Here is a 20,548-nt window from a genome sequence, read left to right on the forward strand (position 1 = left end):
ACCGAAAATAAGGTTTGTTGTGGATGGAGGGCAATGATTGAATAGACACATGAAAAAACGCCCCCTCGTATTGAGAAGACGTTTGCTTGAAGGTGACTATAAATGAGTACGTTATTTTTTTAACTGATTGATTAGCGCGTTCACCTGGCTGATGGAGGTTGCCGGAAAGTTGGCAATCCGGATCTGAGTGGCTTTGTGCTTACCATACCCGCTACCAACCACCATACCAGCGGCTTTCGTGGCGGCAATGACGTCGGCGGATGGTTGTTCTGTATTCGCTACGATGACTGTTTGTGACCGGTGGCGCTCTTCCTTCACAAAAGCTTCGTAAGCACTAGACTCGTCTAAGAACTTATACAGCAGCCGTGCTTTCTCTTCGGTCTGCTTACGAATGGTGTCGATGCCAATTTTATTAAAATCTTCGGTAATCTTTCCCAGCAGATAAATGTACAATACGTTTGGCGTAGCAGGTGTCTCAAACGTATCGTAGTGCTTCCAAAGCGTCGGCAGCGTGTGATGGGCGCCAATGGTGAGCGAATCGTATTTCTGCAAACGCTCCGCTTTTTCCAGACAAGCCTTACTCGCAATCCATACGCCTAAGCCTGCGGGCATGCCAAACGCTTTCTGCACCGAAAAAAACGCGGAATCGATCAGGCTGAAGTCTAAATCCGGATAAGGGGCCGAGGAGACCATATCGACGCAAAACAGCTTCTTAGGGTATTTGCGCTTTAGTTTATGCATCTCAACCGGCCGCATTTGTACCCCCGATGAGGTCTCATTGTGCGTTAAGCAAACTAGTTCAGCATATTCCGGCACATCAATCTCTGCCAGGTCGAACCCTTCGCCGAAAGGCTTCTCAAACAGGTGAGCGAACTTGTGGAGCGAGTTTGCGTAATCGTAGAATTTTCGGGAAAACGAACCATTCACTAGGTGAAAGCTCTCGTGCTCGACGCAATTGAACAGTACGCGTTCCCAAACCTCCGAAGCCGAACCCGTGAAAAAGATACCGTGCGAAGCCGGAATATTCAGCAGAATACGGAGTTGCTCGTCAGTGTGCCGGTATATACTCCGAAACTTTTCACTACGGTGCGAGATTGAACCAATCTGGTCATCGAGCGCCGTTTGCAGATGCTGATAGAATGTTGGATAAAGTTCGGCTGGGCCGGGCGTAAAGTAGGTTTGTTTCATAGAGAGCGAAAGAGTGAATGAGCGAAAGAATGAGTATGCAGCTAACCACTCATTCGCTCATTCACTCTTTAGTAAAGTAGTCTAAACTTAATGGTCTGATCAATGCCCTTTAGCTCTTCTACTACCTCATCGGCATATTCTTTAGCCACGTCGGTAATCACGTAGCCAATCTGCTCATTTGTTTTGAGGTACTGGCCATGGATATTGATATGATACTTGGCAAAAATATTGTTCATCTTCGCCAGAATACCGGGCACATTGGCATGAATGTGCAGTAAGCGGTGAGAGTTTTTCAACAGCGGCAACTGCAACTCCGGGAAATTTACGCTACCATACGTACTGCCGTTGTTGATGTATTCGAGCAGTTTGCCGGGCACGAAGTTGCCAATGTTTTCCTGGGCTTCTTCGGTGCTACCACCAATATGGGGCGTCAGGATCACGTTTGGCAAATTGCGCAGTGCATTGATAAATTCTTCGTTATTGGTCTTCGGCTCCTGCGGGAATACATCCACACCCGCACCCGCAACTTTCCCCCGCTCAATGGCGTCGACCAGAGCTGGAATATCGACAATGTGGCCGCGCGACAGGTTTAGGAAGATGACGCCGTTTTTCATCAACGCAAACTCACGGTAGCTGATGAGGTTTTTGTTTTCTTTGCGACCGTCGGTATGCAAGCTGATGATATCGGCAATAGCCAACAGCTCGTCCAAGGTTTTGCACTTACGAGCGTTACCGAGCGCGAGCTTATCAACGGCGTCGTAGAAGTAAACTTCCATGCCCAACGCTTCGGCCACTACTGAGAGTTGGGTACCAATGTTGCCGTAGCCAACTAACCCCAGTTTCTTACCCCGGACTTCAAAACTGTTTTTGGCCGACTTATCCCATACGCCCTTGTGCATCGAATTGCTCTTCGGGACGATATTTCGAATGAGCATGATGATTTCACCAATCGCTAGTTCAACCACCGAACGCGTGTTGCTGTACGGCGCGTTGAAAACAGCAATGCCTCGCTCGGTGCAGGCCGTAAGGTCGATTTGGTTGGTGCCGATGCAGAACGCACCAATCGACATGAGTTTATTAGCGTGTTCGAGTACTCGCCGTGTCACGGTTGTTTTCGACCGGATACCCAGGATCGATACGTCGCGAATGGCTTCAATAAGCTCGTCCTCATCCAGCGCTCCCTTACGGATCTCGACGTTAAAGCCTTCCTGCTCAAACAGTTGTAGGGCTACTGGGTGTACGTTCTCCAGCAGAAGCACTTTGATTCGGCTTTTGGGGTACGACTGACTACGGTTCAAGTGGTTATGGTATAAAAATTCGTCGAGGGATGGCGCTACGTGATCGGCTTTCTCAACCACACGGGGGCGCAGTACGTTTTCGGTAAAGGCGTAGAACCGATTGGCTAGTCCCGATGCCCGGATCTCGTAGTCCGTATAGCCATCGCCAATGACGTACACTTCGCCGTCCAGGTTAAGATTACGAATTACCTGCGATTTGCCCCCATTGGCCGACAGGGGATTTTCGGCGTCAAAACCAACAATGGCTCCGGTTTCGTCGTACACGAACGTATTCGCAAAGACGTTCTCTGCCCGAACACCTAAAGAAGTAACAATCGGAACAATGAACTCTTTAAAGCCATTTGATACGATGTAGATATGGTCGGCATTCTCGGAGAGAAACTGCTTGTTGCGCTGAAACGAATCCGAGATTTTACCCATTAGCGTTTCAATAAGCGCAGGCAGATGATCGCGGTGAGCCTTCAATAAATTGAGCCGCAAGTCGAGCGATTCAGTAAATGAAATTTCGCCCGACATACCTCGATCTGTAATAGCCTTAATTTGATCCAGTACGTCGTCGCGGTCGGGGCGGCCAATGAGTGAGATTTCACCCAGCACGTCGAGCGCTTCCACTTTGGTGAACGTGCTGTCGAAATCAATGATGTAAAACGTGTGTTCGGCAGTTGGTGATTTGGTGAGCATAGTAGAAGCCCCGAATTAAGGTCTGGAGCAATTAATAGTTGATTCGTTAAACAAATTGCCGCGGACTAATCAAGAGGTGGCGATGTTAAAAAGTCGACCGCCCTTTCTTCTGACCAGTACGTGCCATGAATGCCTCCTGTTCGGGAGGGGAATCCGCAGTGTCCACCTTGTTCCGGAAACTCCATCCAGATATGGGGTAGTTCCCGCGCTAATTTTTCCGGGAAACACTCGGGCGATAGAAACGGGTCGTTTTTCGCGTTTACAATCAGCGTTGGTATGACAATGTTGGGGATAAATTGGAGCGAACTGCTACGCGTGTAGTAGTCAGTAACATCACGAAAGCCGTTTTGTGGCGCCGTAAATAAGTTGTCAAACTCGCGTACGCTACGTGCTTTTTTTACGGTCGCTGTCGGAAAAACACCTGGCATGACTTCAGCCTTTTGCAACACCTTTCGTTTAAGGGTTCGGTTAAATCGGTAATTGTATACCAGGCTATCCCACTGTTCAAGCCGTCGGGCCGAGCCCATCAAATCGAGCGGTACCGAGAACACGACCGCTTTTTTAATGGCTGTATTCAGATTCGATCCTTGCTCGCCTAAATACTTCAGCGTGACGCTGCCGCCTGCGCTGAAGCCCATTACGTAAACAGTTTGATAGCCCTTCGAGAGCGCGTAGTTCGTGATGAAGTGTAAATCACCCGTTTCGCCAATGTGATAAAACCGTTGCTGGCGGTTCAGCTCGCCACTGCACGATCGGTAATGCCAGGCCAAACAGTCAAATCCGCTTTCGGTAAGGTGCTTTACCATGCCCGCTAAGTACTGACTGGTTGAACTACCTTCTAAACCGTGCGAAAGAATAACCAAACAGTGATCAGTGGGCAACGAACAGCCAGCAGTTAATGACAGCTCATTGTTAGCTGTTGGCTGATGACTGTTTACTGCATACGCCCAATCCAGGTCCAGAAAATCATCATCAGCTGTTTCGATCCGTTCGCGGACGTATGGAACCGTAACCTTGCGGAACAGCGAAGGAATGATGGTTTGCAGGTGCCCGTTCCATAAGCGGGCGGGCGGCTGGTAATTGGACGAAGCAATCAGCGGCATTACAGGGCGCGGGTGATTGAGCCGCAAAGGTAAGGGTTCTTACTTGCTTTTATGAAATAGGTGCCTGATAAACCCTAAAAATCATAGTTTTGCCCATAAACTTACCACCGTGCTTACATTCAATGAATTTGGGCTACTGACACCGGCCCAAGGTTTTACCGTTACCTTGAATAATCTGTATGATGAATTTGTTAGACCGTTTCCAGCCTCTGAAACCCGTGAGAACTTATTTCGGGAGTGGGCAAAATACAACCAGATGTTGCGACAGGAAATCGGCGTTGAATTTACCCAATGGGTCAATGGCAGCTTCGTAACAAAGAAGCTTAATCCTAAGGACGTAGACGTTGTTAGCTTTATTCCGTCGCATCTTTCCCGTAATTTTAAAAAGCGGCTGGATTATTACTGGTCAGACAGTTGGGAACGGGAGGGTATAGATGCGTATCTGGTGGAGATATTTCCAGATGATGATTATAGATACCCTGACTTTAGAGTTGCCCTTACCAAGTGGTATCAGTTATATACGAGAACCAAGGCGTCTGGCACACCACCTGACGCCCTCAAAGGATTCTTAATCATCAATATATCATGAATGAACAGCAGTACGCCCAAGCTTTAAGTCGACATTTAGATATGATTGCGGGCTTCAAGCAATGTATCAATGTAGAGCGAACCCATGGCACCGACTTAGGCGTGAGACAGTACGAACATCTAGTGCGTAAACTTTTTGTCGAACTGGACGAGCTAATGACAATGGCACCTGGAAAGCTCAAACACGAAGTAGTTATTCATCACGAATAAGGCGAATGGTTATCCTGTCTACGAGAGCCATTCGCCTTATGCACTACAACGCCAGTTCTTTCTCGGACACAATCGTCAGGACTTCAGTGTCTTTGAGTCGTACGGCTAAGCCAAGTGTTTTGGGGACTTCGTAATGGTAAAAGAACTTCATTGTGTGAATCTTGCCTTCGTAGAATGCCAGATCATCACCTTGCGGGTTTTGGGTTAGTAGGGTCTGTTTCGCCACAAGAGCCTGCTTTAGCCACTGCCAGGCTACCACCACAATGCCAAACATCTCCAGGAACAGGGTAGCATCCGCGAGGTAGCGTTCAGTATCGCCTTTCATGGCGTGCGGCATCAGGCTCATTACTACGTCCTGCGTCCGCTTCAATTCTTCACCAAGCTGATCTGCATATGGTTTCAGATCGTCAAACGTACTGGCTTCGGTAATGGCTCTACTAATCTCAGCGAAGAGCAATTGCGGAGCTTTGCCGCCCTTCATGGTCATTTTCCGGCCTAACAGATCCTGCGCCTGAATGCCTGTTGTACCTTCGTAAATAGGGGTAATGCGAATGTCACGGTAGAGTTGCTCAACCGGGAAATCCTCCGTAAAGCCGTAACCGCCAAACGTCTGCACACTTTGACTCACGGACTGTACGCCCATCTCAGATGGGTACGACTTAGCCACCGGCATCAGCAAGTCCAGTAGCAGAAAGGCGTTTTCTTTTTCTTCTCCTTCGGCAACGCGGCTAATGTCATAGAGTCGAGCCGCTTCGATCAGTAGTGACAAAGAACCCTCCGTGATGGCTTTCTGGAACAGCAACATCCGCCGAACATCGGGGTGATTGATGATGGGCGTTTGTGGAGCATCCAGCAGGTTCTTCTCGTTTAATCGGCGGCTTTGCGGACGTTCTTTAGCATATTGCAGCGCTGAGTAATAAGCCGCCGTAGCAATTGCAGCCGCCGTCATGCCCACGCCAATCCGAGCTTCGTTCATCATTTGGAACATATACGAAAGGCCCTTATTAGGCTCTCCGACCAGGTAACCGATGGTGTTGTCGTCTGAACCCATGGTCAGGTGCAGAGCTGGAACGCCCTTCTGACCTAATTTGTGGTATATACCCGTTGATTGAACGTCATTATCAATAAAGGAACTATGGTTACTCACACCGTCAACAGCCGGGCGGTATTTAGGAACAACAAACAACGAAATACCTTTTGTGCCCTTGGGAGCACCGTCAATACGGGCTAGCATTAAGTGAATGATGTTATCGGCAGCGTCGTGGTCACCCGCCGAAATAAACACCTTTTGTCCCTTTATTTTATAAGTGCCGTCGGGTAGAGGTGTCGCTGACGTTGTTACATCTGAGAGCGACGACCCTGCTTGTGGCTCTGTCAGCGCCATGGTGCCCTGCCAGTTACCGGCAAGCATATTAGGCACATAGAATTCGTTTAGTTCGGGCGATCCAAATGAAGTGATGAGGTGGGCCGCTCCTGTTGACAAGCCCGTGTACATCATCCCGTTGTTGGCTGCCATGAGAATAAAACCAACGCACGAGCTGATCATCTGGGGTAATTGCTGGCCACCCTGGTCAAAAGAGAAACCCGCACCGATGAGCCCGGCTTCGCCCATCGCCTTCATAAACTCCTTTACTTTAGGATGAACCGTAACCTGTCCGTTCGTAAGCTCAGGTTGATTTTTATCTACCTCCTTCAGATAGGGGTGTATAAGCGTATCGGCAATGTAAGTTGCCGAGTCCAGAACAAGATTGAATGTTTCGCGGTCGTGGGCGCTGAAATAATCATACTTGGTTAGCTCTTCTGCTTTGAACACTTCATGGAGCAGAAAATGCAGATTACGCTTGCTGAAATAAGTCGTTGCCATTAGATACAGGCTGAATGGAGAAATTAGTATGCGTGCATACTGTTATATGCGTAAAAATACCAGGTTTTGGAATAATGTTTATATTGTTCTGTTAAAACTATCGTTTACTTTGCGTCGTATACGACTATAAAATCATACAAACCAACAGTTTTACACATGAAAAATTTAATCGCAGTTTTCATTTTCCTATTTGGGATGGTGTCAGTGATACAGGCCCAGGATAAGAAGCCGCCGATGAGCCCGCGCGTTACTGCAGAAAGCCCTGACAAAAACATCAAAGTAGTGTATGGACAACCATCTAAACGTGGACGGGTAATCTTTGGCGACAATGGGCTTGAAAAATACGGCAAGGTTTGGCGGACAGGCGCTAACGAAGCAACCGAAGTGACGTTTAAAAACGATGTTATGTTTGGCGGAAAAATGGTGAAAGCCGGTACCTATACGCTATACACTATTCCTGGTGAAAAAGAGTGGAGTGTATTGTTAAACAGTACACTGGGTCAGTGGGGAGCCTACGATTACGAAAAAATTAAAGGAAGCGACGTAGCTATGGTGAAAGTCCCTGTGTCGTCGAATAAAACGCCTATTGAAAAGCTAACTATTACCCCAGCAAACAACAGCATTGCTATTGCCTGGGATAACATGACCGTGTCTGTACCCGTCATGAAGCATGGTCAGGGAAGCGGGTCTGGAAACTAAGGTGAGAGATTAAATTTATTAAACGTATCCCTAAACAAGCTCGGCTAGAATAGTCGAGCTTGTTTGTTTATAAGCCTCTGTACGTCAGTGCGTTATTTTAAGTCATTTTGTGCTATGAAGCGTTTTTTCTCTAATTAAATTCTAATTTGTGTAGCAACAATAAATAAAACGGTCTGATAGTTGATTAAAATAAATATAAGTGATTAACAAACAACAGTTTATCGCGTTATTTGCGTAATTGTTAACTGACGGCCCCATGATAAAACGCTACTTACTGTATATACTACTCGGCTTAGTCGTGCTGCCAGCCTGTGGGCAAGGTGTTGCCGATTATTACCGGCTCCCCGATCGTAGTCGGCAATACAGTCGGCTACTAACGCGTTATGGCGGACCTTACATTCGAGACCGTTGGTACATAGCCCTTGACGGCTTCCTGCGGACAGATCGGGCGCACCTCGATAATTCGTTTAATGGGTTAATTGAGAGCGATCGGGTAGCGAAGTTTGGAGGTAGTGTAGTGATTGGCTGGGCTTACCGCGAACGATGGATGGTTGAGGCTGGCTACGCCCGCATGCCTCTCCACTCACAGGTATCGGTTAGCAACGCGAACTCGCCTTTGGTGTTTCGCTACACAAACGACCGAAATGCACTTATCATACGAGGTAAACGATTAATACTGTCAACCAGTGGCCCATGGTTACGTTCGGGATTCTGGCTAAGCGGTGGGGTAGGACTTGTGCCTAACAATGGGCAACAGGAAGGCCGTTTTTCTCTGATTGGCTACCGATATCATGGACGGGGTGAAACGCCTGATACGCTACGTTTGATTAGCTCTACCCAAACAAACTCCCGCGCCACCATTTTGGCCGAACTAGGAGCAGAATATAACGTTCGATTAAGCAACAATTTCGATCTGGGTTTTTCTGCCCGAAAATTTTGGGGCTTAGGTAATTCATTAACTACAGACGTTACGTATTCCGTCAATCGTAAGGTGGTGGAGCAGGCTCAATTGCAGGGCTCCGGAACGGGCATGAGCTATGGCGTAACGCTACGGTATACATATGCCATGCGCCGTAACTTATCAAATGTGCTCGAATTAAACGGTAAGCATCGTAACGGGCAGCGTCTTTAAATCGCTAAGGTTGCCAGGCACCCCGGTAATCCTCCACAAATGTTCGGAACGTAATGGGAGGGCGTTGTAAAAGCTGTTCTGTTTCGTTCGTGAGTCCAGCCGCTTTCCCTAACTTTGATACGGTGTAAAGGGCAACCATAATCATGGTAAAAGCAAGGGGAGTATGGTCTTTGTGCCATTTCTGCCAGATAAATCGTACAATAGACGGGTCACGATACGTAATCTTCCGACCCAGCACTTCGCTCATGATCTGAGCCACTTCGCCGTAAGTCAAAGCCTCTGAGCCGGTTAACTCGTAGCCTCGGTTTAAGTGCTCTCCTCGCTGACTTGTAAGAGCAAGCGCGGCAACAGCGGCAACGTCCCGAACATCCACAAAACTAGTACGACCGTTACCGGCTGGCACAAAGATTTCGCTTCTGAGCCGAATCTCATCCTGGTGGGTTGTGCTTAAATTTTGCATAAAGAAACTAGGACGCAGGAATGTAAACGGTACTCCCGACTCGACAATCAGCTTTTCAATTTTGTGATGTGGAGTTACAGGATTGCTTTCTACGCCTTGTAGCGAAAGAAAAACTACGTGCTGTACACCTGCCTGTTTCATGGCCTCTATGAACGGCCTGAAAAATTTATCAACGTCGGCCAATTGAGGAGGACGTACCAGCAGCACGCGGTTGATATTCGCCAGAGCCGGAGCGGAGGTATCCGGCTTGGTAAAATCAAGCGTAATTAAACTATCAGGTTGTACGCCCTTATTTATTTTCCATTCGGCCGGTGCGCGAACGCCTGCTATTACCTCAAATTTACTTTTGTCGGGATGTCTCATTAACTCGCGCAGAGCCTCCAAACCAACGTTGCCGCTGGCACCCGTAATCATGATACGTTCTGATGCCACGTTTACAATAGGATTTATAGATTTAATAAGGATAAAATAGCTATTTTACCTTTTTACAATCAGGACCAGGGTGCACTACCTCATGAAATGACAGTATAACTAAATCTAGAATATGCATGAAAAGTTTAAGATGGACAGCGTTACTTTCAGTTATTCTTATTGTACAGAGTGCCTTTGCTGAAGTTCGCCTGCCCAAAGTTTTTGGTTCGCACATGGTGCTGCAACGGCGTAAACCCGTACCCGTGTGGGGATTGGCTGATCCCGCTGAGAAGGTAATTGTTACGCTGAATGGCCAAACTAAATCAGTGAAGGCTGGCAAAGACGGTAAGTGGCGCGTTATGCTAGACCCAATGGAAGCCGGTGGGCCCTATCAGCTGGTCGTGAAAGGCAAGAAAAATACGATAACGCTGGATGACGTGCTGACAGGTGAGGTTTGGGTCTGCTCGGGACAATCAAATATGGAATGGCCACTAGGTGCTGCGGCCAACGGTCAGAAAGAAGTTGCTGTTGCCAACTTCCCCAAGATTCGTCAGCTTATGGTTAAAAAAGCGATAAGCTTGACACCGAAAGAAGACATTGATGGAGAATGGACGGTATGCAGTCCTCAAACGGCGTCGGGCTATACGGCGGTCGGCTATTTTTTTGCCAAACAACTACAGCAGGAGCTAAACGTACCAATCGGATTAATCAATACGTCCTGGGGAGGTACTCATTCTGAAACCTGGACTAGTCGCGAGGCTATAAACCAAGACACTGAGCTCAAAACCGTGGCTGCTAAACTGCCAAATTCAGTCGAGGAAGTGATTCAGAGCGGAAAACAGCGTATCGAAACTTTGTTGAGGAATCAGCAGGGTGGTTTGCCATCGGCGGCTGAAGAACAAACGTGGGCCGATCCTGCGCATAACGTTGACCAATGGAAAAGCATGACCGTGCCTACGGATTGGGAGTGGGGGGGCTTGCCAACGTTAGATGGCGTGGTCTGGTTTCGGCGTGATGTGATCATTCCTGAAGGCGCTAACCTCGCTAAAATCACCCTGCACATGGGCTCGGTAGATGACAACGACTCTACCTACGTAAATGGCCAGCTGGTAGGGAGTATGAAAGGGCGTGGGGCCCGTGCCTATGCATTGCCCGAAGGTTTATTGAAACCCGGCCGGAATGTGATTGCCGTGCGAGTTGTAGACGTGGGGGCAGCAGGTGGCATATTGGGCCAGGCAGAGCAGCTTCGGCTGTCGGGAAGCGCATTAACCATTCCGTTGGCTGGTAAGTGGCAATATCGGGTGGCTCAGGCCTTTGCGTCGTCCTACAATCCAGGACCAAATACGTATGCTACTCAGCTGTTTAATGCTATGGTGAACCCACTGATTCCCTATGCTATGGCAGGCGTAATCTGGTACCAGGGCGAATCCAACGCCAGTCGGGCTTATCAATATCGACGGACGTTTCCGCTTATGATTCAGGACTGGCGACAGCATTGGGGACAAGAGTTTCCGTTCCTGTTTGTTCAGTTGGCGAGCTTCAATGCGAACAACGGCAACAGCCAGCGGGGGAGTGCCTGGGCCGAACTGCGGGAAGCGCAGGCAATGGCGCTTCAGTTACCTAATACTGGCATGGCTATTACGTCGGACATTGGCGAGTCGGGTGATATTCATCCAAAAAATAAACTCGATGTAGGCAAACGATTGGCTGCGGAGGCTATGCGGGTTGCTTACCAAAAAACGGCTGATGAGGCAGGACGCGGGGAACCATCGCGGGGGCCAATGCTGGATAAAATGACGAGCGACGGTAATCGGGTTGTCTTAACGTTTCGCCATGTGGGGGGCGGCTTACTGGCCAAAGACAAATACGGTTATCTCAAAGGCTTTGAAGTTGCCGGAGCCGACAAGAAATTCCATTACGCTAAAGCCGAAATACAGGGGAATTCAGTAATTGTTCACAGCGATTCGGTAACTGCGCCAGTCGCCGTGCGATACGGTTGGGCCGATGATAATGGCGACCTGAACCTGTATAATCAGCAAGGCTTTCCGGCTGCACCCTTCCGCACCGATACGTGGCCGGGTGTTACAGAGGCTGTTAAGTTTGAGTAGTCAGAACGGGGATTAAGAGGAGTTTAAGGATTAACGGAATTTTGTTTTTAATAGATGGAAGTAAATAGCAAAATCTTGTTAATCCTTAAATCTGCTCAATCTCGGTTCAGATTAATGTTTCGTTTCCTGCTGGCGCATCGGCATGCTGTCGATGAGTTGGAATAAGTCTTTAGGAGCCACCGGCTTTTTGTAGGATTGCTTCACGCCCCCGTCTTTCCCAATCAACCAGGCGGCAAAATCGTCAGACGGATTGAGCTTGTACTCATGCATGAGGAACTGACGGTCGGGCTCCATTACCAGCGACGCTACAAGGACAATAACATCCAGATCGCGTTCGGCTAGCCCATCTCTTTGTTCATTAAGAGCTTCCTGCTGTTCAATAATATAATGCTGGGCGTCGTCGCGGCCGTAAACCAGCAACACGCGCCGGTGGTCTTTCTTTTCGTTTAATATCGCTCTGAGCGATTTACTTTGATTTGCTATGCTTTCCATACCAAGAGTCAGCAAGATTAAGAGTGCTGTTAAACTCATCAACCAACGGCTTCGCATAGTGTTTGAAGTTGGGCGGCCCGAAAGCCGCCAGTCTTGTTTTTCAAGAAGCGACTTTTCAGCCGCATCAAAGCAAATCTTCTGAACGTTCGAGCATCAGGATAGACGCCTGAGGTACAATCACGTACTGCTCACCTTCGTACTGTAACTCAATAGCGTTGCGCTGTAGATAGAGAGCTACATCGCCTTCCTGCGCCTGAAGAGGCATATATTTCACTTTTTCCTCTGTTTCTTTCCAGGGTTCGTCTTCGGTTGGTACCGGAATCGGATAACCAGGCCCTACTTTAATAACGTATCCCGACTGTACTTGTTCTTTTTCCTGTACGGTAGGTGGTAGATATAACCCACTAGCCGTGCGATCGGTTGGGTCTTTAGGTTTAATCAATACCCGATCCCCCACGATGATCAGGCGTTTCAACTTGTTATCAGCAGTAATTCCAATCATAATCAGTCGGTACGTTTCTAGGCAGCACACTAAAAGTTAAGAAATCAATACGTCAAAAATCGGGCAGAATCCCTAAATGAGCCAACTTGTCAGAGTCATCGAAAATGAACAGATAAATTGACTGACTTGCTGAGTCGCTTAAGGTACTGGGTCGTAGCCATGACCACCCCAGGGATGACAACGACTAATGCGCTTCAACCCAAGCCAGCCACCCTGAATAGCACCATGTTTGCGAATGGCTTCAATGGCATATTGCGAACAGGTTGGTGTGTAGCGGCACGCATTGGGGAAGTAAGGCGATACGATTCCCTGATACACTTTTACGAATCCGATCAGAATTGATTTCATCATGAACTCGTAAACACCAAAACGCCCGAAAACTTTCCCGCAATCCGTATCTTTGCCCACCGTCGTTTGTAACCAGGCGGCTTTGACCCCGATTTGTTATGCTGCAATACGTTATTTGGGACGTAGATCCCGAAATTTTTCACATCGGTTCTTTCTCCGTACGCTGGTATGGTTTGTTGTTTGCCTTAGGTTTTTTGATTGGTATGCAGATCATGACCTATATTTTTAAGAAAGAAGACAAGCCCGTTGCCGACACTGATACCTTACTGATTTACATGGTCGTTGCCACTATTCTTGGGGCACGGTTTGGCCATTTTTTGTTCTACGAACCCGAAGTGCTCTTTAAAAATCCGCTCGAAGTTATTCTGCCGCCTTATCGGGGGCTGGCTAGTCATGGCGCAACAATCGGTATCCTGACGGGCTTGTGGCTCTACTCGCGCCGAAAATCTAGTCTCGAAACTGGCCAGACGTTTTTGTGGGTAACCGACCGTATTGTTATAACAGTTGCCCTTGGAGGAGCCAGTATCCGGTTTGGTAATCTGATGAACTCCGAGATAGTGGGTCGGCCAACGGATGTGCCCTGGGCGTTTATTTTTATAAATAATCCAGAGTACGCCAAAATTCCTCGCCACCCGGCTCAGCTTTACGAATCGCTGTCATGCCTTGTTCTATTCTTCTTTTTACTATGGTTTTGGAACCGGTATAAGGAGCGTACCCCACGAGGCAGCATGCTGGGCATTTTCCTGATCTGGGTATTTGGCTTACGGTTTTTCTATGAATATCTCAAAGAGAACCAGGTACCATTTGAAGATAGCTTACCGCTGAACGTGGGGCAGATATTGAGCATCCCCGCGGTATTACTGGGTGTATACTTCCTGATTCGCGGTTACCGAAATCAAGGAAATATACCTGTGAGTCAAGATAGAGCTCCAACAAAAACAGGGACGGTGTAAGCCGTCCCTGTCAGAAATGAATGTGAGTCTGTTACTTAGACAGTGCGCCAAAGGCATCTAGGCGTCCACCCGTAACTGTCTTGCCACTAAGTGAAGCCGTTGGCACCGCACTTGACAAGATAGCATTCCGAATCTGGGCTACGCTGGCACCAGGATGTGTAGACGCATAAAGCGCTACAGCTCCGGTTACGTGTGGCGTTGCCATCGACGTACCGTTGTACGATGAGTACGTGTTATAAGCGGTTGTTGAGATAACCCCTACGCCCGGCGCACCAATGTCGACTGTTGTGGCGCCATACTGCGAGAAACTAGCCAGCGCTCCGTTACGGTCAATGGCTGCCACCGAGATTACGTTAGGGAGGTTATAGTTGGCTGGGTAGCTAGGCGATGTGTCGTTGTTAGTGCCACTATTACCGGCTGCTGCAATAAACAAGATGCCTGCTGCATTTGCCCGGCTGATGGCATCGTAAAGCGCCTGCGAATAGCCACCGCCACCCCATGAGTTGTTGCTGGCAACAATGTTCACTCCGCTTCTCTTAAGGTTCGTCAAATAATCCACGGCTTTAATGGCGTTGGCTGTTGTACCGCCATTTGTCCCTAAAAACTTAGCTGAAATTAATTTGATGTTCCAGTTGAGGCCCACCACACCGGCTCCGTTGTTAGCCTTCCCGCCAATGGTGCCTGCTACGTGTGTACCGTGATCGTCCTGTGACCCTCGGGTACCACCGTCGTAGATACTGTTGTTATTACCGGCAAAATCCCAGCCATTTACGTCGTCTCTATACCCATTACCGTCATTATCAACGCCGTCGGCAGGGTCTCTAGGGTTGGTCCATACCTGGCCGCTCAGGTCGGGGTGGGTAAGTTGTACACCTTCGTCAATGATACCGACGTAGACGTTTGCCGATCCGGTGACGTTAGCTGCCCAGGCCGCTGCAGCATTACTACCGTACTGATTAGCCGGTGAGGTGTTGGGTCCATACATGCCCCACAGTGATCCATTTGTGTAATAAGGATCGCTGGCCGTAGCGGCATGCGTATAGATATAGTTCGGTTCAATGAATTCAATGCCTGGTGTACCCTGTAATTCCGCAATGGCTTCGAGCACACCTTTTTTGATTTTCACTAACTCTAATCCATCTTTCTTGTCGGCTTTGTCTAACAGTTTTGTCAGAATTTTCTCAAGACGCTGCCCTTTAATCTTGTCGAAGATTTGAAGTTTTGTGTCTTCATCAAGTCCTTCCGTAAATTGAATCAATACTTCATCTTCTACATAATCTTTGCCCGCAGCCAGTTTTGCGTTGGCACCTGAACTGTTTGGTGAGGGTGAAGTTTTCAGATCGTCTACGGGGTCGCAGGCCATGAAAGTGGATGATGCGAGTAGCGCGGCAGCTGCATACTTCACAGAGGTTAGGATAAATGGCTTTTTCATAAAATATTATTTATGTTTAAATGCGTTAAGCATTCAATGTTAATTATTCACAACCGTTTATACAATATATTTTGTAAAATAAATTTCTATTTATTTTGAATTTGGCTCATGTTGAAATGGTAACTAATTGTATATCATAGACATAATTAATAACTTTTTAATATTCGAATAGCTGTTAAATAGATACATGACAATTGCGTTTACTCAAAAAATAGATTGGCAGTTTGTTAGATAGTGTACTTTGGCGACTACTCGTAAGATCAACCCTAAAAGCCCTTATCAATTATGAATGTGAAATCATACGTACTTTTAGCCAGCCTACTTCCAGCGGCATTACTGACGAGTTGTGGTAGCAGCGCAAAGGAAGAAGAAAAGAAAGAGGAAGAATCAGTCTCGGCAGTTGGGGCGCTGGGTGCATTGAAAGAGATGGCTGCTCAGGCTGAAGATGCGCAAAAAAACGGACCTGTTGAGACGGTTGATTTCCGTTCGTTGAAAGAGTTACTGCCAGCCGATGCCGATGGACTGGCGCGTAAAGAAGCTACAGGTGAGAAAAACGGAGCTGCAGGTTTCGCCGTTTCGACAGCGACGGGCAAATATGCCAATGACGATAACAGTGAAACGATTGAGTTAGAGATAATAGACGCGGGCGGTACAGGAATGTTAATGGGCATGGCCGCCTGGTCGGTGATAGAAGTCGATAAAGAAACGGCTAACGGTTATGAAAAGACTAGTAAAATGGGAGATTACAAGTCTTATGAAAAATACGACAATGACAGCAAAGCAGGCGAAATTGCGGTGTTGGTTAACAAACGGTTTATCGTGAGTGCCGAAGGACGGGGCGTTAGCATGGATAAACTCAAAGCAACGATTGAAGAAATCAACCTGGCCAAATTAGGTGATCTGAAATGATGTACTTAGTAGAGCCGAATGCAGGTAGCAATTTGTGGCATTCGGCTCTGTTTTTATTCGTACAAAAGCTGCCGATCGACTGAACTAGGCAGCGGACCTTGTCGGGTTAGTTTTAATTTAGCTAGAGCCGCTCCGGCATAAGCGCAGTTTGCAGGAGCATAACCATCCAGGTAAGCAGTCAGAAAACCTGCCCAATACGCATCACCCGCTCCTGTAACGTCGACGACGTCAATTTTTCGACCTGGTATCCGTGCCTGCTTCGCTCCCCCATTATACGATACCAAACTACCATCAGGGCCGAGTGTCAGGCAAACCAACAACGCGCCCATTCGATGAAGATCGCTCAAAATTCGCTCTGTTGACTGCGTTTGGCCATAAAGCCGGGCGGCATCGTCTTCACTAATCTTGACAAGGGCTCCCGCTGAACAGTAATCAGTCAAAACTTGCCAGGCCTGATCGCGGTCAGGCCAGAGGCTGGGCGCGTAATTCGCATCAATGCTTACCTGACAACCTGCTGCCTGTGCACGTTTGGCGGCATCGACAATGGTCTCCTGGGCGGGTTGACGACTGAGAGCAAAGCAAGTTGTGTGGAAGATTTGAGCCTGAGCTAACAGGGAGTCGGGCAACTGATCAGGTTTAATCTGACAGTCAGCAGTACGGTACGCAATGAAATCGGGAGTGCCGGCGGTGCGGGAAACAATGACGATACTTGTTGGCTCCAGCGGATCGGTGGATACAAACTGGGTGTCAACGCCCGTTTCGGCTACTTCGCGGATTAAGTATCGACCAACATTATCATCACCAACGCAGGCTACCAGGGCCGTTTGGTTACCCAGGCGGGCCATGTTGGCGGCCATGTTGGCAGGGCTACCGCCCTGGTACCGCCTGAAATCCTGAGCATCGAGTAAACTTTTTGACACGTGGTGGCCAATGAAATCGGCTAGTAATTCGCCAACAGATAGCAGGGCGTAAGGGCGGGTGGTTGTGGTCATCTCATGAAAAAGTCATTCCGCAACATCATCATTCAATAGAACAATAAGGCTGTGGAATGACAAAAATAGGCAACAGTTTGACTATTAGTTTCCGCCGGGTTCTACCGGAAGAGCAGCGGCTTCACTTTGTGCGTTTTCTTTCACCAGGAAACATGCTCCTGCCGCTAAGAGCAGGCAAACTCCGCACAACACCAAGGCATTGCGGGGATCACCACCCAAGAGCGTATTGTACAGGAAGGGAATGGTGATCATGTTGATGATTTGCGGCACTACAATGAATCCGTTAAACAAGCCCATGTAAACACCCATCCGCTCGCTCGGAACGGAGGTTGACAGCATTACGTAAGGCATTGACAGAATGGAGCCCCAAGCGAGTCCTACCAAAGTCATGCCGATCAGAAACACACTCTTGTCTTCGCCCAGTAGCATGGAAAGAAATCCTAATCCACCAAGGCTTAAGAACAGCGCGTGTGTACCACGTCGACCTAATCGCTTGGCAATGGTGGGTAAGAAAAACGAGATGCTAAAACAGCCGACATTAAATAAGGCAAAGCAGTCGTTTCCAACCTCAATACCCCGCTCAAAACCGGGCGACTGGGCGGTTGGTGCGTTAAACGCGTGCCGTGAGATGGCCAGCGACAGATACTGCCACATCAGCGGCAAGCCATACCACGTAAAGAATTTCACCCACCAAAGCTGCTTCATAGTCGTTGGCATGTCGCGCAGTGCATGAAACACCTCCGTAAACGCTTTGAGAACACCACCACCTTCTTGCTTTTCGCGTTCAAAAGCAGCCATGTCTTCCGGCGGATATTCGTCGGTGGTGTACATTGTCCAAAGAACAGCCGCCACAATGGCTACCGCACCAATGTAAAACGACCAGCGGGTGATATCCGGAATAGCGTTTGACCCGGTTGCGACCATTGTTAGACCGAAGAGAGGGAGAATGCGCGGCATTAAATTGGCGAGCGTTTGGCCGAATCCTACGAAAAAGCTTTGCATAGCAAACCCAATGGTACGCTGTTCCGTATTTAGCTTATCACCAATGAAAGCGCGAAACGGCTCCATGGATGCGTTGAGACCCGAGTCCAGAATCCACATCAGGCTGGCCGCCATCCATAGGGTCGATGAGTTCGGCATCATGATGAGGGCAAAGCTCCCAATCAGAGCACCAATCAGGAAGTACGGTTTTCGGCGGCCCCAGCGGGGTGACCAGGTTCGATCGCTCATGGCACCGATAATCGGCTGAATCAGTAGGCCCGTTACTGGCCCGGCTAGCCAGAGTGCTGGTATCTCGGCTTCGTTGGCGTTCAAGTATCGGAAGATAGGACTCATGTTGGCCTGTTGCAGACCAAAACCGTATTGAATGCCAAAGAACCCGAAACTCATGTTCCAGATTTGCCAGAAGCTTAGCCGAGGTTTAGCCGTCTTTGTCGGCTTCTGAATTTTTTCGGTTTGCATGTACTGTATGAATTAGAGAGCCGTCGTAGCTTTAACGAAAAGGCAACAATAATACGTAGCAATTTGCAGGATATAGAGATAATGTTGGCTTATTTTTTTGTAAAGACGTACATTTGAGAATGATTCCAAAAAACTGGCTAGCCCTTGTTAGCCTACTGATTATACTTCTATTGTCTTCTCAAGTCGTCGTAGCCAGCGGAGCCATTGACTCTACGAAGTCAATTGTTATTCAGTCGGTGACACTAAAAGGAAACGACCGAACGCGTGACCGCATCATTCTGCGCGAGATGACGCTGCACGTGGGCGATACCGTTCGCTTGACTGACTTACCGAGCCGGATTGCCTGGGATCAACGCAACATAAATAACACCAACCTGTTCGTGACTGTTGATGTGGCTACGGCCCTGACGACACCAACCGACTCGACCGAGCTGGCCCGACTCGATCTAACCATTGTTATGAAAGAGCGATGGTACCTCATTGCTTACCCCGTCTTTGATCTGGCGGATCGAAACTTCAACGAGTGGTGGTACGACCGGGGCCGCGATTTGCGCCGGACTATTTACGGGGGCCGGTTGAGCTATCGGAACGTAACGGGCACCAACGACCGATTGCAGATTGAGATCATTCGGGGGTTTCTGCAACGCACTGTCCTCTCGTACTCTAAACCCTATATTGACCGGGCTCAGAAACTAGGCTTGCGGGTTGATTTGGCTTATCTGACCAATAACGAGATTCCATACCGTACCAACGCCGATAAATGGGTGTATGTCAAATCGGAGCAGACACTGCGCGAGCGTATGTACGTTGGTATGACACTGACGCACCGGCGAGGGTTGTATCATTATCATACGCTCGACACTCGTTATAACCGGAATACAATTGGCGATACGGTGGCCCTGCTGAATCCGGACTACTTTCTGGACGGCCGCACGATGCAGAAATACCTGTCAATGAGTTACAGCTACCGCTACGACCGGCGTGATAATGTAGTTTATCCGTTACAGGGAACGCTGTTTTCGGGTATTGTAAGTGCTTCAGGGCTATTACCCGGCGATAACTTTCACTTTCTGGAAGCCTCCGCGTCCATTACCCGATACTGGCCGCTGGGTAAGAACTTTTATGCCGCGGCTAACCTGCGTGGCCGAACAACTTGGCCAAACCGGCAGCCTTATTTTAATCTGCGGGGCTTGGGTAGCTCGGCCGAAATGGTTAGAGGCTACGACCTTTACGTTATAGACGGGCAGCAGTCAGTTACCTGGCGAAATAGTTTGCGCTACCAGTTGTTTAATGTCCGAAAAGAGTTGAATTGGCTGCACATTCGACAATTTAATACCTTACCCATTGCGGCTTATATTACCACGTTCGCCGATGCCGGTTACGTGAGCAGTACCGTCGCCGAACAATACCAGAGCAAGCTAGCCAACCGACTGCTTTTCGGTACGGGGTTGAGCCTCGACGTTGTTACATTCTACAATATGGTTTTCCGGTTTACGGGCACCATCAATGCCCAGGGGAAAACGGGCTTCTTCTTTAATTTATCCCAAGAGCTCTGAGGACCAGCCACTCATCAATTCCCGTATCCAATCCGGCCATCCGGCAACCAATCGTCCAATTGTAGTATACCAGTTTAGGAGTGATCTGTACATTTGATGAGTCAATTCAACAGACTTATCTCTCTTCCAATGTAGGCGCTCCGTCTTCTTTTTCCGGTTAC

Annotated in this window: 19 protein-coding genes; 8 read left to right on the plus strand and 11 right to left on the minus strand. The window is 48.4% G+C overall.

The genetic code is table 11. The annotated features are described in order from the left end of the window. Positions 1–111 precede the first annotated feature (111 nt). From ACFSUS_RS27720 to ACFSUS_RS27730, 3 genes are all read right to left on the minus strand, one after another. Positions 112–1,188 carry an aminotransferase class V-fold PLP-dependent enzyme gene (locus ACFSUS_RS27720; protein ID WP_381528135.1) on the minus strand — a complete coding sequence of 359 codons (1,077 nt, stop codon included), beginning with the start codon at positions 1,186–1,188 and terminating at the stop codon, positions 112–114. A gap of 68 nt (positions 1,189–1,256) precedes the next feature. Next, the gene (gene serA / locus ACFSUS_RS27725) at positions 1,257–3,167 is read right to left on the minus strand and encodes a phosphoglycerate dehydrogenase (RefSeq protein WP_381528137.1); all 1,911 of its coding nucleotides are present in this window, start codon (positions 3,165–3,167) and stop codon (positions 1,257–1,259) included. Between the two features lie 65 nt (positions 3,168–3,232). After that, positions 3,233–4,270 (minus strand): YheT family hydrolase, encoded by a 1,038-nt coding sequence (locus ACFSUS_RS27730; RefSeq protein WP_381528139.1) that lies wholly within the window; start codon positions 4,268–4,270, stop codon positions 3,233–3,235. A 109-nt stretch (positions 4,271–4,379) separates the two neighbouring features. Between ACFSUS_RS27730 and ACFSUS_RS27735 the strand changes: the two genes are divergently transcribed. Together ACFSUS_RS27735 and ACFSUS_RS27740 are read left to right on the plus strand one after the other, a co-directional pair. Next, positions 4,380–4,859 carry a DUF6932 family protein gene (locus ACFSUS_RS27735; RefSeq protein ID WP_381528141.1) on the plus strand — a complete coding sequence of 160 codons (480 nt, stop codon included), beginning with the start codon at positions 4,380–4,382 and terminating at the stop codon, positions 4,857–4,859. After that, positions 4,856–5,068: a hypothetical protein gene (locus ACFSUS_RS27740; protein WP_381528143.1), complete on the plus strand. Its 213-nt coding sequence runs from the start codon at positions 4,856–4,858 to the stop codon at positions 5,066–5,068. The genes ACFSUS_RS27735 and ACFSUS_RS27740 overlap by 4 nt, the downstream gene beginning before the upstream one ends. A gap of 43 nt (positions 5,069–5,111) precedes the next feature. Here ACFSUS_RS27740 and ACFSUS_RS27745 read toward each other — a convergent pair whose 3' ends face one another. Further along, on the minus strand, positions 5,112–6,932 hold the full coding sequence (locus ACFSUS_RS27745) for an acyl-CoA dehydrogenase (protein WP_381528145.1): 1,821 nt from the start codon (positions 6,930–6,932) through the stop codon (positions 5,112–5,114). Between the two features lie 156 nt (positions 6,933–7,088). On the opposite strand from ACFSUS_RS27745, the gene ACFSUS_RS27750 reads away from it, so the two are divergent. Next, the gene (locus ACFSUS_RS27750; protein WP_381528147.1) at positions 7,089–7,631 is read left to right on the plus strand and encodes a DUF2911 domain-containing protein; all 543 of its coding nucleotides are present in this window, start codon (positions 7,089–7,091) and stop codon (positions 7,629–7,631) included. A gap of 256 nt (positions 7,632–7,887) precedes the next feature. Continuing rightward, complete coding sequence (locus tag ACFSUS_RS27755) at positions 7,888–8,763, plus strand: hypothetical protein (protein ID WP_381528149.1); 876 nt, start codon at positions 7,888–7,890, stop codon at positions 8,761–8,763. Between the two features lie 4 nt (positions 8,764–8,767). Here ACFSUS_RS27755 and ACFSUS_RS27760 read toward each other — a convergent pair whose 3' ends face one another. Next, the gene (locus ACFSUS_RS27760) at positions 8,768–9,655 is read right to left on the minus strand and encodes an NmrA family NAD(P)-binding protein (RefSeq protein ID WP_381528151.1); all 888 of its coding nucleotides are present in this window, start codon (positions 9,653–9,655) and stop codon (positions 8,768–8,770) included. Between the two features lie 116 nt (positions 9,656–9,771). Between ACFSUS_RS27760 and ACFSUS_RS27765 the strand changes: the two genes are divergently transcribed. After that, positions 9,772–11,742: a sialate O-acetylesterase gene (locus ACFSUS_RS27765; RefSeq protein ID WP_381528153.1), complete on the plus strand. Its 1,971-nt coding sequence runs from the start codon at positions 9,772–9,774 to the stop codon at positions 11,740–11,742. Positions 11,743–11,853: 111 nt separating this feature from the next. On the opposite strand, the gene ACFSUS_RS27770 is transcribed toward ACFSUS_RS27765, so the two are convergent. The 3 genes from ACFSUS_RS27770 to yidD form a co-directional block, all read right to left on the minus strand. Beyond that, complete coding sequence (locus ACFSUS_RS27770; RefSeq protein WP_381528156.1) at positions 11,854–12,234, minus strand: DUF4174 domain-containing protein; 381 nt, start codon at positions 12,232–12,234, stop codon at positions 11,854–11,856. A 124-nt stretch (positions 12,235–12,358) separates the two neighbouring features. Further along, positions 12,359–12,736 carry a co-chaperone GroES gene (locus ACFSUS_RS27775; protein WP_381528158.1) on the minus strand — a complete coding sequence of 126 codons (378 nt, stop codon included), beginning with the start codon at positions 12,734–12,736 and terminating at the stop codon, positions 12,359–12,361. 138 nt (positions 12,737–12,874) lie between these two features. After that, complete coding sequence (gene yidD, locus ACFSUS_RS27780; RefSeq protein WP_381528198.1) at positions 12,875–13,084, minus strand: membrane protein insertion efficiency factor YidD; 210 nt, start codon at positions 13,082–13,084, stop codon at positions 12,875–12,877. A gap of 98 nt (positions 13,085–13,182) precedes the next feature. On the opposite strand from yidD, the gene lgt reads away from it, so the two are divergent. Beyond that, positions 13,183–14,037 carry a prolipoprotein diacylglyceryl transferase gene (gene lgt / locus ACFSUS_RS27785; RefSeq protein WP_381528160.1) on the plus strand — a complete coding sequence of 285 codons (855 nt, stop codon included), beginning with the start codon at positions 13,183–13,185 and terminating at the stop codon, positions 14,035–14,037. Positions 14,038–14,068: 31 nt separating this feature from the next. Here lgt and ACFSUS_RS27790 read toward each other — a convergent pair whose 3' ends face one another. Beyond that, positions 14,069–15,469 (minus strand): S8 family peptidase, encoded by a 1,401-nt coding sequence (locus ACFSUS_RS27790; RefSeq protein ID WP_381528162.1) that lies wholly within the window; start codon positions 15,467–15,469, stop codon positions 14,069–14,071. Positions 15,470–15,754: 285 nt separating this feature from the next. On the opposite strand from ACFSUS_RS27790, the gene ACFSUS_RS27795 reads away from it, so the two are divergent. Further along, positions 15,755–16,378, plus strand: coding sequence for a transposase (locus tag ACFSUS_RS27795; RefSeq protein ID WP_381528164.1), 624 nt, complete (start codon positions 15,755–15,757; stop codon positions 16,376–16,378). Positions 16,379–16,431: 53 nt separating this feature from the next. Here the strand turns inward: ACFSUS_RS27795 and ACFSUS_RS27800 are convergent, their stop codons facing one another. Then, complete coding sequence (locus tag ACFSUS_RS27800; RefSeq protein WP_381528166.1) at positions 16,432–17,370, minus strand: carbohydrate kinase family protein; 939 nt, start codon at positions 17,368–17,370, stop codon at positions 16,432–16,434. 84 nt (positions 17,371–17,454) lie between these two features. Beyond that, a complete protein-coding gene (locus tag ACFSUS_RS27805) occupies positions 17,455–18,831 on the minus strand; it encodes an MFS transporter (protein ID WP_381528169.1) in 1,377 nt (458 codons plus the stop codon). 119 nt (positions 18,832–18,950) lie between these two features. On the opposite strand from ACFSUS_RS27805, the gene ACFSUS_RS27810 reads away from it, so the two are divergent. Beyond that, complete coding sequence (locus ACFSUS_RS27810; protein ID WP_381528172.1) at positions 18,951–20,387, plus strand: BamA/TamA family outer membrane protein; 1,437 nt, start codon at positions 18,951–18,953, stop codon at positions 20,385–20,387. Positions 20,388–20,548 lie beyond the last annotated feature (161 nt).

Source organism: Spirosoma soli (assembly GCF_042684525.1).
Classification (GTDB): domain Bacteria; phylum Bacteroidota; class Bacteroidia; order Cytophagales; family Spirosomataceae; genus Spirosoma; species Spirosoma soli.